The organism is Streptomyces rectiviolaceus, assembly GCF_039533825.1.
In the GTDB taxonomy this organism is placed as follows: domain Bacteria; phylum Actinomycetota; class Actinomycetes; order Streptomycetales; family Streptomycetaceae; genus Streptomyces; species Streptomyces rectiviolaceus.
In genome coordinates, this window is record NZ_BAAAUG010000034.1 from 19,040 (window position 1) to 32,347 (window position 13,308).

Annotated in this window: 9 protein-coding genes and 1 tRNA gene; 5 read left to right on the forward strand and 5 right to left on the reverse strand. The window is 71.9% G+C overall.

Annotated features, from left to right (window positions below; all coding sequences use genetic code 11):
* A partial coding sequence (locus tag ABD378_RS11565; protein WP_344520531.1) for a WD40/YVTN/BNR-like repeat-containing protein occupies positions 1-876 on the reverse strand: 876 nt, incomplete at its 3' end.
* Between the two features lie 171 nt (positions 877-1,047).
* On the opposite strand from ABD378_RS11565, the gene ssgD reads away from it, so the two are divergent.
* The gene (ssgD, locus tag ABD378_RS11570; protein ID WP_344520532.1) at positions 1,048-1,464 is read left to right on the forward strand and encodes a spore wall synthesis regulator SsgD; all 417 of its coding nucleotides are present in this window, start codon (positions 1,048-1,050) and stop codon (positions 1,462-1,464) included.
* Between the two features lie 41 nt (positions 1,465-1,505).
* Here ssgD and ABD378_RS11575 read toward each other — a convergent pair whose 3' ends face one another.
* A complete protein-coding gene (locus ABD378_RS11575) occupies positions 1,506-2,189 on the reverse strand; it encodes a GOLPH3/VPS74 family protein (protein WP_344520533.1) in 684 nt (227 codons plus the stop codon).
* 310 nt (positions 2,190-2,499) lie between these two features.
* On the opposite strand from ABD378_RS11575, the gene ABD378_RS11580 reads away from it, so the two are divergent.
* The 4 genes from ABD378_RS11580 (at position 2,500) to ABD378_RS11595 (ending at position 8,439) form a co-directional block, all read left to right on the forward strand.
* Positions 2,500-4,131 (forward strand): ABC-F family ATP-binding cassette domain-containing protein, encoded by a 1,632-nt coding sequence (locus ABD378_RS11580; protein ID WP_344520534.1) that lies wholly within the window; start codon positions 2,500-2,502, stop codon positions 4,129-4,131.
* Between the two features lie 10 nt (positions 4,132-4,141).
* Entirely contained in the window at positions 4,142-6,433 is a 2,292-nt protein-coding gene (locus tag ABD378_RS11585) for an ATP-binding cassette domain-containing protein (RefSeq protein ID WP_344520535.1), read from the forward strand.
* A 75-nt stretch (positions 6,434-6,508) separates the two neighbouring features.
* Positions 6,509-7,285, forward strand: a complete 777-nt coding sequence (ddaH, locus tag ABD378_RS11590) for a dimethylargininase (RefSeq protein ID WP_344520536.1) — start codon at positions 6,509-6,511, stop codon at positions 7,283-7,285.
* 182 nt (positions 7,286-7,467) lie between these two features.
* Complete coding sequence (locus ABD378_RS11595) at positions 7,468-8,439, forward strand: acyl-ACP desaturase (protein WP_344520537.1); 972 nt, start codon at positions 7,468-7,470, stop codon at positions 8,437-8,439.
* Between the two features lie 38 nt (positions 8,440-8,477).
* On the opposite strand, the gene ABD378_RS11600 is transcribed toward ABD378_RS11595, so the two are convergent.
* The 3 genes from ABD378_RS11600 to ABD378_RS11610 form a co-directional block, all read right to left on the reverse strand.
* Positions 8,478-11,831 carry a hypothetical protein gene (locus tag ABD378_RS11600; RefSeq protein ID WP_344520538.1) on the reverse strand — a complete coding sequence of 1,118 codons (3,354 nt, stop codon included), beginning with the start codon at positions 11,829-11,831 and terminating at the stop codon, positions 8,478-8,480.
* Between the two features lie 56 nt (positions 11,832-11,887).
* Positions 11,888-11,963 (reverse strand) — tRNA-Trp (locus ABD378_RS11605).
* Between the two features lie 61 nt (positions 11,964-12,024).
* A partial coding sequence (locus ABD378_RS11610) for an SDR family NAD(P)-dependent oxidoreductase (protein ID WP_344520539.1) occupies positions 12,025-13,308 on the reverse strand: 1,284 nt, incomplete at its 5' end.

Here is a 13,308-nt window from a genome sequence, read left to right on the forward strand (position 1 = left end):
GCCGGTGGTGGCCGCGGCCTTCGGAGAGGGCTGGTCGGCGCGGTAGTCACCGCCGACCGCGATGCCGTGCGTACGGTCGCGGAAGGCGAGGCCGAAGACACCGCGCGCCGGATCGCCCGCCGGGATCGGCGCGTCGGTGGCGGTCCAGGTGCGGCCGCGGTCGGCGGAGTGCAGGACACGTCCGCGTGCCGCTCCGCCGGTGGCCAGCCACACGTCCCGGGAGCCGGAGCTCACCAGGCACTGGCCGCTGGCGGCGAAGCCCGACTCGCCCTCCTGGGCGGCGGGCATGCCGTCGTTGGGCAGGACCTTCCAGGAGCGGCCGCCGTCGGCGGTGGACAGGATGCGGTACTTGCCGTCCACCGGGTCGCTCATGGCCAGGCCGTGGCTCCGGTCGAAGAAGGTCATGCAGTCGTAGAAGGCCTTGGGGTCGGTGTTGCGGAAGGACTCCGTCCAGGTCGCCCCGCCGTCCGACGTGCGAAAGACCCGCGACGCCTCGCCCTCACCGATGGCGAGGACCACCGCGCGGCGGTCGTCGAAGGCCTCGATGTCGCGGAACTCCAGCTCCGCGGCTGCGGGCGGCGAGACGTTCCGCCAGCTGCGCCCGCCGTCCGACGTGCGCAGCACGGTGCCTTTCGCGCCGGCCACCCAGGCGGTGCTCCGGCTGACGGCGGCCAGACCGCGGAAGCGCGCGTCGGTGCCGCTGTCCTTGAGATCCCAGCCGCCGCCCCGCTGCGACTGGCCCCCTGAGGCCGCGGGCGCCGCCTGGGCGAGCCCTGGCGCGGCCAGTGCTGTCGCGGCGAGAGCCGCCCCGCACAGTCCCACCGACACCGCACGGCCCACGGACCGCGACCATCTCGTCTTCCCCAAGGACCTCATGGCGGGCGAAGTTACCACCGGAACGAATGATTCCTTCCGGGATTCCTGTGAAGACGGTGAAGAGCACGCGGTGACCGAGGTCACTCGGTGTTCGCGTGCACGGATTCCGTCATTCCGACGTCTATCCAAGTACCGACCGGAGTCGTCCAGCTGTAGTTGAGGGAGCAGGCGTTGTCCACCAGCATCGAGCAAGCCGTAGAGGCCCGCCTCGTCGCCGCCGCGCCGCGGATGTCGACCATTCCCGCGACGCTGCACTACGACCGGGGCGATCCGTTCGCCGTCCGGATGAGCTTTCCCGCCCCGGCGACCCTGGAGGGCATCGAGGTCTACTGGACCTTCGCCCGCGAGCTGCTCGCCCAGGGCATGGAGCGGGCGGTGGGCGACGGCGACGTACGCGTGCGGCCGTACGGCTTCGACCGCACGGTCGTGGAGTTCCACGCCCCCGAGGGCACGGCGATCGTCCACATCCGCACCGGCGAGCTGCGCCGCTTCCTGCACCGTTCCCTGGCTCTGGTGCCCACGGGCGAAGAGCATCTGCACGTCGACCTGGACCAGGACCTCGCCGATCTGATGCGCGACGCCTGCTGAGCCCCACGGCCGACCGACGGCGCACCGGTTCCGCGGGCCCCTCACCCGCCGCCGCTGCCGCCCGACCTGGCCGCCTCCGCGGCCGACACCGCGGACGACAGCGCCTTGCGCAAAGTCCGCATCACCTCGGGCAGCTCAGGAGCCGGGGCTCCGCTGCGGTCGGTGAGCGCCTCGAGCCGCTCCGCGTACTGCCTGCGGTCCTTGCCCGAGATGATGCCGCGCAGCTTGCCCGTCGCCGCGCACACCACCAGGGCCGCGTCACCGGCGGGGACCTCGGACACCGGCACCGGGCCGCGCAGGACCGCGAGCGCCTCGGCGTGCAGGACCTCGACGTATCCGGCGCGCTCCAGCTCGTACCGCTGGGAGGGAAAGATCCCGAGGATCCGGGTGCGCTCCGTCCGCAGATAGCCGTCGGATGCCAGTTGGTCGCGCACGCTGTCCAGCGTGTGGCGGGACTTGTGCGTGATCCAGCCGCGCCATTTGCGGGGCCGGGACTCCTCGACGAGTTCCAGGACGCCGTCGAGTGCCGGGTCGCCGGTGCGTGCGCCGAAGACGGGTGTGACGATGCCGTCCACGTCCGAGAGAAGTCCGCGCTGGGCGAGTTCCGCGAGCGCGCAGGCCCGCACCGCGTACTGCAGGTCGGGGGCGCCCGCGATCCTGTCGCGACCGGTGTCCCAGGCCAGCAGGAAGATCCGGGTCGGCAGTGAGAGCGAGCCGTAAGGCATGGGGCCTCCTTGTTCGCGGTCACGATAAGTCGTTGACAGGGGCCGGGTCGCAACCTACGGTGTATAACGGTTCTGTTGTCGCCGATAGGAGTAGGACGTTGCTCGTCTGAGGTCTGGAGTCACCGCGTCACACAGCTCGGCTGTGTGCGTAGCGTGCGACCTCGGCGTACGAGCCGTCCCTCGGCACAGGGCCCATTTTTCTGCCCTCGCCCCTGACGACGCTGATCACGTCCTGTTGTTGCGCCTCGCGGTGTCCCGAAACGCGCTTGCCCCTTGACCGCGCTTCATCTCACGCAACCGCGAGGACCACATGTCTACTTCCCCCACCTCCATCACGTGCACGTCGCTCGACTTCAACTGGCCGGACGGCACGGGCGTCTTCGACGGTTTCCAGGCGGCCTTCGGTCCGGGCAGGACGGGTCTCATCGGCGTCAACGGGTCCGGAAAGTCAACCCTGTTGAAGCTCATCGCCGGTGAGCTCATGCCGAGCGAGGGCGACGTCCGCGTCGCGGGTGACATCGGGTATCTGCCACAGAACGTCGCCCTCGACACCGGTCTGCGCGTCGACGAGGTGCTCGGCATCGCCACAACTCGCGCCGCCCTGCACGCCATTGAGACCGGCGACGTGGCCGAGGAGCACTTCACGACGGTCGGCGACGACTGGGACGTCGAGGAGCGCGCCGTCGCGACCCTCGATCAGCTCGGCCTCGGCCACATCGGCCTCGACCGCACCACCGGGGAGGTGTCGGGCGGCGAGTCCGTGCTGCTGCGCCTGGCCGCGCTGCTGCTTCGCAGGCCCGACGTGCTCCTGCTCGACGAACCCACCAACAATCTCGACCTGTACGCCCGTCGGCGCCTGTACGCGGCCGTCGACGCCTGGTCCGGGGTCCTGGTCGTGGTCAGCCACGACCGTGAACTCCTCGACCTGGTCGACCAGATCGCCGATCTGCGGGACGGCGAGATCAAGTGGTACGGAGGCAACTTCACTTCGTACGAGGAGGCGCTCGCCGCCGAACAGGAGGCGGCGGAGCGCATGGTGCGCGTCGCCGAGTCCGACCTGAAGAAGCAGAAGCGCGAACTAGCCGACGCCCAGGTCAAGTTGGCCCGCCGCAAGCGGTACGGCCAGAAGATGTGGGACACCAAGCGCGAGCCGAAGGTCATCATGGGCGAGCGCAAGCGCCAGGCCCAGGTGTCCGCCGGCAAGCACCGCATCATGCACGAGGAGAAACTCAGCGAGGCGAAGGAGCGCCTGGACGACGCCGTCGACGCGGTGCGGGACGACGACGAGATCCGCGTCGACCTGCCGCACACCGCGGTCCCACCGGGCCGCACCGTGCTCACCCTGCACGAGCTGACCCTGCGTTACGGAGCGCAGGTGCAGGGCGAGTTCGAGCTGCGCGGCCCCGAGCGGGTCGCCCTGGTCGGCCGCAACGGCGCGGGCAAGACCACGCTCCTGCGGACGATCGCCGGAGAGCTTGAAGCCGTGGAGGGAGAGGCGCGGGCACACGTCCCGCTGCGTTTCCTGCCGCAGCGGCTCGACGTGCTCGACGAGGAGCGAACCGTCGCCGAGAACGTGGCACGCTTCGCACCCGACGCCACCAACAACCGGATCCGGGCCCGCCTGGCCCGCTTCCTGTTCAAGGGGGCGCGGGCCGATCAGCGGGCGGCCACCCTGTCGGGCGGCGAGCGGTTCCGGGCGGCGCTCGCCGCGCTGCTGCTCGCGGAGCCCGCGCCGCAGCTCCTGATGCTCGACGAGCCGACCAACAACCTCGACATGGCGAGCGTGAAACAGCTGGCCACGGCATTGGAGTCGTACGAGGGAGCGCTGATCGTGGCCAGTCACGACGTGCCGTTCCTGGAGTCGATCGGCATCACGCGCTGGCTGCTCCTCGACGGCGAAATGAAGGAAATCACGACAGAAGGTGTCGGGTATTCCGGTTAGCTTCGGGTGTATGCACCAATACATCACCATCACCGGAGCCCGTGAGAACAACCTCAAGGAGGTGAGCCTGCGCATTCCCAAGGACCGGCTCACGGTCTTCACCGGCGTATCGGGGTCGGGGAAGTCGTCGGTCGTGTTCGACACGATCGCGGTCGAGTCGCAGCGCCAGCTGAACGAGACCTTCACGTGGTTCGTCCGCAACCGGCTGCCGAAGTACGAGCGGCCGCGCGCGGACACCATCGAGGAGCTCTCGCCCGCGATCGTCGTCGACCAGCGGCCGATCGGCGGCCACTCCCGGTCGACGGTGGGCACGATGACGGACATCTACTCGGTGATGCGCGTGCTGTTCTCGCGGCACGGCACACCGAGTGCCGGTCCCGCGACCGCGTACTCGTTCAACGACCCGTCGGGCATGTGCCCCGAGTGCCACGGCCTGGGCAAGACCGTGCGGCCCGACTACGACCGCATCCTGGACCCGGCCAAGTCCCTGGCGGGCGGCGCGATCCTCTTCCCGCCGTTCGCCGCGGGGACCTGGCAGGGCCAGACGTACACCAACACCCCCGACCTGGACACGCACAAGCCGGTGGGTCAATTCACCGCGGCGGAGCGGCGGTTCCTGATGCGCGGCGCCCGGAACAGCGGCAAGGTCAACGTCGACAACACCGGCGGCGCGCGGGACATCGACTACGAAGGTCTCGCCGACCGCTTCGAGCGGCTCTACCTCAACCGCGACCTGTCGACGCTCGCCCAGAAGACCCGCGACCTGGTGCAGCGCTTCCTCGTCGAGGGCAGGTGCGAGGTCTGCGACGGGGCGCGGCTCAACGCGGCGGCGCTTGCCACCCGTATCGACGGCAGGAACATCGCCGACTGCTCGCGCATGGAGGTCACCGACCTCATCGCGGCCCTGGAGCGGATCGACGACCCGGTCGCTGGCCCGATCGCATCGGCTGCCGTAGCTGCACTGGAGCGGATCGAGGCGATCGGCCTCGGCTACCTCAGCCTCGGCCGCGAGACGTCCACGCTGTCCGGCGGCGAGGGCCAGCGCCTCAAGACGGTGCGGCACCTCGGCTCCAGCCTGACCGGCATGACGTACATCTTCGACGAGCCAAGCGTCGGCCTGCACCCGCGCGACGTGGGACGCCTCAACGACCTGCTGCTTCGCCTGCGCGACAAGGGCAACACCGTCCTGGTCGTCGAGCACGACCCGGACGTGATCGCCGTCGCCGACCACGTCGTCGACATGGGCCCTTCGGCGGGCACGGGCGGCGGTCTGGTCGTCTTCGAGGGGACACCGGACGAGCTGCGCCGCGCGGACACGCTCACGGGCCGGCACCTGCGGCGCTCCACGGGCGTCAAGGAGAGCCCGCGCGAGGCCATCGGTGGGCGCTGGGTCAAGGGCGCCGATCTGCACAACCTCAAGGACGTCAGCGTGCGTGTGCCGACCGGGGTGCTCACGGCGGTGACGGGCGTCGCGGGCTCGGGCAAGAGCACGCTGGTGTCGGGGGCGTTCGTCGCCGAGCACCCGGACTCCGTGGTCGTCGACCAGTCGGGCATCGGCATCTCGGGCCGCTCCACCCCGGCGACGTACCTCGGGATCATGGACTCGCTGCGCAAGCTGTTCGCGCGGGAGACCGGCGAGGAGGCGGGGCTCTTCAGCTTCAACTCCCGTGGCGCGTGCGAGAGCTGCCAGGGCCGCGGGATCATCTACAGCGACCTGGCGTTCATGGATCCGGTGACGACGACCTGCGAGGCGTGCGAGGGCCGCCGCTTCAAGGAGGAGGTGCTCCGGCTGACCGTCGGCGGCAGCTCCATCGCCGACGTGCTCGACATGACGGCCGAGCGCGCCCTCGACTTCTTCGCCGCGGTCGACGACACGGGCGTACGCCGCCGGCTGCGGGCCCTGCACGACGTGGGGCTCACCTACCTGACGCTCGGGCAGCCGCTGAGCACCCTGTCGGGCGGTGAGCGCCAGCGCATCAAGCTCGCCACGCAGCTGCACCGCACGGGCACGACGTACGTCCTTGACGAGCCGACGACCGGCCTGCACATGGCGGACGTGGACGGCCTGCTCGCCCTCCTGGACCGGCTCGTCGACGCGGGGAACACCGTGATCGTCGTCGAGCACAACCTGGAGGTCGTCAAGCACGCGGACTGGGTGATCGACCTCGGTCCCGACGGCGGCAAGCACGGCGGCCGGGTCGTCTTCGAGGGCACCGCGGGTCAGCTGATCGACGCGGACGGCTCGTTCACCGCCGATCATCTGCGGCGAGACCTGGGCCTGGACCCCTCACACGCTGCATGATGTGCGGCAACACCCCGGCCCGGCGCCCGCCGGGCGGGGGCACCCCCGCCGCTCCACCCCTACGGAGAACATCCCGTGCCCAGCAGGAAAGCGCTGATCCGCCGTCCGAGCCCGCGCCTCGCCGAAGGCCTGGTCACGCATGTCGAACGGACCCCGGTCGACGCCGGGCTCGCCCTCGAGCAGTGGGAGGCGTACGCCGAGGCGCTGCGGGCGCACGGCTGGGAGACGGTCGAGGTGGAGCCCGCCGACGACTGCCCGGACTCGGTCTTCGTCGAGGACGCGGTCGTCGTCTTCCGCAACGTGGCGCTGATCGCCCGGCCCGGCGCCGAGTCGCGGCGCGCGGAGACGGCCGGCGTGGAGGAGGCGGTGGCCAGGCTCGGAGCCTCCGTGAACTGGGTGTGGGAGCCGGGCACGCTGGACGGCGGTGACATCCTCAAGATCGACGACACGATCTACGTGGGGCGTGGCGGGCGCACGAACGCCGCCGGAGTCCGGCAGCTGCGCGCGGTCTTCGAGCCGCTGGGGGCGCGGGTCGTGGCCGTCCCCGTGACCAAGGTCCTGCACCTGAAGTCGGCGGTGACGGCGCTGCCGGACGGCACGGTCATCGGCCACCCGCCGCTCGTGGACTCCCCCTCGCTCTTCCCGCGCTTCCTGCCGGTGCCCGAGGAATCGGGGGCGCATGTGGTGCTGCTCGGCGGTTCGAAGCTGCTTCTGGCGGCGAGCGCGCCCAAGAGCGCGGAGCTGCTCACGGACCTCGGTTTCGACCCGGTGATCGTGGACATCAGCGAGTTCGAGAAGCTCGAAGGCTGTGTGACATGCCTCTCAGTGCGCCTCAGGGAGCTCTACGCCTGACCAGTCCTGGTACGGGTGTGGCGAGAGGGGCACATGAGCCCCGCTGTCGCAAGCACTTTACGGAGCGCTTAACCTACGGCAACGTAACCTACGACACCGTAGGTATGTAGCACCCGCTCGTGCTACCGCGTAACCCCTACGCACGTAGTCCGTAAAAAAACTCCCGTCCCCCTGGAGCCCCCGTGACCATCACCTCTCCCCAACTCGGCAGCACGGATGACTGGACCGACGCCCGGTTGCTGTTCGCCCTGGAAGAAGTGGTCGAGCAGGAGCTGAACCGTCACCTGAAGGTCGCCAAGGACTGGATGCCGCACGAGTACGTCCCGTTCTCCGACGCCCGGAACTTCCCCGGTTACTTCGAGGACGGCGAGGCCTGGGAGCCCGAGCAGTCCAAGGTGACCGACATCGGCAAGATCGCCCTCGTCGTCAACCTCCTGACCGAGGACAACCTCCCCAGCTACCACCACGAGATCGCATCCCTCTTCGGCCGCGACGGCGCCTGGGGCACCTGGGTGCACCGCTGGACCGCCGAGGAGGGCCGCCACGGCATCGTGATGCGCGACTACCTCCTGGCCTCGCGCGCCGTGGACCCGGACAAGCTCGAGCAGTTCCGCATGGCGCACATGGCCGAGGGCTTCGAGTCCGACAACCGGCACTCGATGCTGCACTCGGTCGCGTACGTGGCCTTCCAGGAGCTCGCGACCCGCGTCTCGCACCGCAACACGGGCCACCAGTCGGGCGACCCGGTCTGCGACCGCATGCTGGCGCGCATCGCCACCGACGAGAACCTGCACATGGTCTTCTACCGCAACCTCCTGGGCGCGGCCTTCGAGCTCGCCCCGGACCTCACGATGCAGTCCGTGCGCGACGTCGTCGTCAACTTCCGGATGCCCGGACACGGCATGCCCGGCTTCGAGCGGGCCGCCGCGCAGATGGCGATCGGCGAGATCTACAACATGCGCATCCACCACGACGACGTGATCCAGCCCGTGCTTCGCTACCTGAAGGTCATGGAGATCGGCGGGCTCGGCCCCGAGGGTCTCAAGGCGCAGGAGGAGCTCGGCCTGTACATGAACGGGCTCGACACCGAGGCCAGCAAGTTCGACGAGAAGCTGGCCGCTCGCAAGGCGCGGATGGCTGCGCGGGGCAAGTAGGCCCCCCTGACCTGCGGGCCGACCGAACATCCCGCAGGTCACTCGTAGGACGTGCACACCCTCAGCGCGGCGTCCCGTACGTCCGGGACGCCGTGACCCCGCAGGGACACCAGCACGTCCCGCCACCGGCCCGCCCAGTCCGTCCGCTCGCCCAGGGCTTCCACCGCCGCCACGGCGAAGAGACCCGACGCGTGGCCGCCGTCCTCGGTGAGGATGCGGGCGACGGGCAGCAGCGGGGCCGTGTCCGCCGCTCGCTCCAAGTCGCCGAGGTGCTCCCCCAGCGTCTCGGCGGTCCGCACCGCCAGCGCGGGACGCCCCTCGTGCAGCCGGGCGAGCCGCGACAGGGCCCGAGCCACCTCGGCGGGCTCCGCGTCCAGCGCGACCGCACCGGCCAGCACCTCAGCGGCCTGCGGCACGAAATCCCCGTACCCGGCAAGAAGCTCGCCCGCGCGGAGTGCGACAGCCCGGTACGCCTCGTCGGCGTCTGCCAGCGTCTGCGCCACGTACTCGATCCGCCGCCGCGCGGGAAGGTCCCGGTCCTGCGGCACAGGCGCATCGGAATCCGCCAGCGCCGCAAGCGCCCCGCACAACGCCTCTGCGCCACGCGGCGCGGTCGCCGCAGCCGTCACCAGGCCCCGCGCGGCCACCTGCCATGTGGCCCGCCGGTCAAGGTCCGCGACCGCGTCCGCGAGGACCGATGCCGCGTCCGGCGACCACGGGGCCCACCGGGCAAGGGCGGCAAGCGCGAGGCCCGCCGCCTCGTCGTCGTCCGTGCCGACCACCTCGCGCACGAGACGCGCGTACCGCTCCCGGTGTCCCTCCGCCAGATCGAGCGGCCGCACCCGCAGCACAGCCGTCCGCAGCACCGCCTCACCCCCGGCCGCATCCCGCAGCAGCCCCCACACGCGCTCTTCACCGAGCAGCCCGCCCGCGAAGGCGACACACGCCGCCTGTACGTCGCGGTGGGCGTCCAGCGCCTCATAGGCGTCGCCGAGCAGCGCCGCCGCCTGGGGCGCGGGCAGCCGGACGGCGGCGAGACGTGCGGCCTCCTTGCGGCTTGTCACCTTCTTGCCGGGGCCGCACAGGACCTCCCGCAACAGCGCCGCGAGCCGGGACGGCGGGACATGCCGTGACGCCCGCGTCGCCGCGTACACCGCGACCCGCGCCCGTTCACCCCCCGCGTGCGCGAGCAGCTCGGGCAGCGCGTCCCCGGGGCGCGTGACGTGGGCGAGGGCGCCCAGGGCCGCCTCGGCGAGCACGGTGTCGGACGATCCGGTCCAGCGGCGGACCAGCTCATCCCCCGCGCCGGGGATGCCCGCGCCGCGCGCGATCGCCGCGGCGCGGTCCCACTGCGGAAGACCCGCGTCGCTCGCCGCGTGCGCCAACTGCCGTGCCAGCGCCTCCTGTTGACGTGGTAGCCAGCGGCGGATCTGGAGGGCGTCGGCCGGCACGGTCCATGCCGCACCCTTGGTCAGGAACCGCCCGTACGGCGGCGTACCGGACAGGAGCTGGTCGAGCAGGTCCGTGCGGCGGGCGCACAGGACGGAGTGGACCGGGGAGAGCACGCCCGTCGACGGCTCCTGTGCCAGGACGCGGGCGACGCGTTCGTCACGGGTCGCGGGCGGGTCGAGCCACAGGTCGATCGCGCGCGACACCGTCGCGTTGCTGCCGAACCGGATGGCCTGCCACAGGAGTTCCTGCAGCTCCCGCATCCCGGCGGCACGTCGGCCGACCGCGCGGGCCAGCGCGAAGGCGAGGCTGTAGTCGGCCTTCTCCGCCCCGGCCTCGATCCAGGGACGCAGCGCCTCGAACACGGCGTGCTCCTGGCCGCGGCGCAGGGTGTGGTCGAGGCGTCCGAGGTCGGCGCCGCCGGTGTTGCCGGAGATCCGGACGAGGGTGCGCAGCGCCCAGTTCACCAACTCCCGCTGTCCGCCCGCCGCGTGTTCACGCAGTACGGCGACGGCCAGGCGGCTGAGGCTGCCGCGGGTGCCGTGCGAGGAGTCGCGGGCCGCGACGGCGTCCGCGGAGATCCGGTCGAGGAACGGTTCGGCCTCGGCCCCGAAGAGGGCGGGCCGGGTCTCGGCGAGCGCCGACAGGGCGGCGGACCGCACCGGATCCTGCTCGTTCGCGAGCCGGGTCATCTCTTCGAGAACGGCGGTGACTTGGGCCGTCTCGCCGGAGCGTGCGGCGTTGCGGACGAGCAGCGGCCACGCCTCGGCACGGTCGTCGGCCGCGGGCCGCCGGGTCGCCGCGACGAGCCGCTCGCGCACCTCGGCGCAGGGCAGGAAGGACTCGGCGAGCAGCACCGAACTCCAGTGTCCGCCCCGCTCCTTGGCCCGCGCGGCCATCCGTCGCGCTTCGTCGGCCACGGCACTGCGCGGCAGCGCGCCGAGGAGGACCCCGTCGACGTCGACGAACCCCGCCCCACGCCCCTCGACGGCGCGCGCGTGGACGGCGGCACGCTCCACGGGCGCGTGGGCGAGCATCAGCCGGGCGAGGTCGGCGGAGTCGTCGGCGACGGTACGGGCGTACGTGAGGAGTTCGGGAGCGCCCGAGCGGGCGAGCTTGCGCAGCACGGAGGTCGTGAGCGCGCCACTGCGCCGCAGCGGCCACCCCCAGGGTCCGGCGAGGATCGTGAGGAGACGCCCCGGAGCCGCGTCGGCCAATACGCCAAGACGTGAGCGGAGTTGATGAGGGAACGCGCTGGGCGCGAACCGGTCGAGCAGGTCGAGCACCCGCACCGGCTCCGAATCCGCGGCTGCCGCGATCCCCTTCGCGTACCGCTGCCACCACCCGTCCCGCAGCGCCTCGGGCAGCGCGCCGAGCTCGCGCGCCGCGACATCGAGCAGCACACCCGCGTGCCGCTTCACCAAGGGCCGCCACCCCCGTACGGCATGGAAGAGCCCCGGCAGCAGCCGCTCCACCACGGGGTCCGAGCAACCGGGCAGCAGCCTGGCCGCCTCCCCGTCACCCCACTCGCTCCGCAGCGGGCCGATGACGCGATCGGCGAGCGCGGTGCGGCGCCCGGCGACGATCGCGCGCAGCAACTGCCGCCGCACCACTTCGGGGGCATCGTCGAGCGCGGCCTCGAAGGCGGCGTCCGGCACGCCGTGGCTCTCCGCGACCCGCAGCGCATGACCTCGCACGAAGGGGTCGGGGTCGGCGATCCGCGCGCCTGTCCACTCGGCGTCGCCTCCGGCGCAGGCGAGCACGATGGCCACCCCTCGCTCGTACGGACCGCCGCTCTCCAGCTCCTCCAGGACGGACCGCAGCGCGCCGCGCCCCGCGAAGTCCCGGGCGCTCTCGGCGATCTCACGCATCCGCCGCGGATACGGCAGGGGATCGAGGTCGGAGAGCAGATAGCGGGCGGCGGTCTTATCGGGCTGGGCCATGCGCGGATTCTGCCTGGCGGGACCGGCCCGGGGACAGCGATTTGCTGAGGTGAGGGGGCGGGGCGGCTGGAGTCGAACCAGCGTGTTCCGGTTTTGGAGACCGGCGCGACTGCCTCTGCGCTACGACCCCGCCCTTGGGACGCATCGTACCCTCTGGCTTCGGGCCCTCGGCAGACCGCTCAGCGAGCCGCATTCACCACTCGGCCTCCTCGTAGTCCTTGAGGAAGACCCCCGAGACCGGCGCGCCCGCCTCGCCCCGCACGATCGGGTCGTAGATGCGGGCCGCGCCGTCCACCACGTCGAGGGGCGTGCGGAAGCCCGCGCCGGCGATGCGGTCCTTCTTGGGGGCGGGGTTCTCGTCGGTGATCCAGCCGGTGTCGACGGCGCACATGTGCACGCCGCGCTCGGCGAGTTCGGCCGCGCTCGTGCGGGTGAGCATGTTCAGGGCGGCCTTGGCCATGTTCGTGTGCGGATGCCCGGCCGTCTTGTTGCGCACCGCGAAGCGGCCCTCGACCGCCGTGACATTGACGATGTACGTGCGGGGGCGCGGCGAGGAGAGCAGCAGCGGCAGCAACCGGTCGCAGAGCAGCGCCGGGGCGAGCGCGTTGACCAGCTGGGTCTCCAGGACCTCGGCCGGGTCGAGGTCACCGAGCCGGGCGGACCAGGAGTTCTCCGGCGAGGGATCGGGCAGCAGGCCCGCCTCGTCGGCCTCACGAAGGAGATCGGACCCGCGAGGGAGATCGGCCTCGCGCAGGATCAGGGCGAGCGCGCCCTGCGTCGCGTCGGTGCCCTGCAGCGCCCGCATCGGCCGGAACCCGGGCGCGCCACGGGCCCCGGCGGCCAGCTCGGCCGACTCCCCCGCCGCGAGCGCCGCGTACGACTCGGGCGGCCGACGGACCGTCTGCGCCGCGTTGTTCACCAGGATGTCCAGCGGCTCGCCCTCGTGGCGCAACTCCTCGCACAGGCCGAGGACTTGGCGCGGGTCCCGCAGGTCCACGGCGAGCACCGTGAGCCGGTCGAGCCACTTCTCACTGCCGGGAACCGCGCGGAAGCGCCGCTCCGTGTCGTGCGGGAAGCGGCTGGTGACCAGGAGTTCGGCGCCGTCGCGCAGCATCATGAGGGCCAGCTGGAAGCCGATCTTCACGCGGCCCCCGGTGAGCAGCGCGCGTCGCCCGCTCAGGTCGGTGCCGAGCGCGCGCCGGGCGCGGTTGTCGGCGGCGCAGGCGGGACAGAGCCGGTGGTAGAAGGAGTCGACCTGTCGATACGAAGCCTTGCAGACATAGCAGGGCCGTGGCCGCCGGAAGACCCCCGCGGCACCCACCGGGGCCTCGGCGACCTGCGGCGCGTCCTCACGGCGGTCGTCGGCCCCGGTGGCGGTGGCGGCCATCACGGCCGCGGCGGTGGGTCTCATGGCCGTCGCCACGGGCTGTTCGGGGGGCGGAGCCGCGGCCGACGACGGGCGCAGCGCCTCCGAGGG

Bases quoted from the DNA above. Each gene is read 5' to 3' on its own strand.
- ABD378_RS11575 (WP_344520533.1), bottom strand. From the start codon at position 2,189: ATGCCTTACGGCTCGCTCTCACTGCCGACCCGGATCTTCCTGCTGGCC.
- ABD378_RS11580 (WP_344520534.1), top strand. From the start codon at position 2,500: ATGTCTACTTCCCCCACCTCCATCACGTGCACGTCGCTCGACTTCAAC.
- ABD378_RS11585 (WP_344520535.1), top strand. From the start codon at position 4,142: ATGCACCAATACATCACCATCACCGGAGCCCGTGAGAACAACCTCAAG.
- ABD378_RS11600 (WP_344520538.1), bottom strand. From the start codon at position 11,831: ATGGCCCAGCCCGATAAGACCGCCGCCCGCTATCTGCTCTCCGACCTC.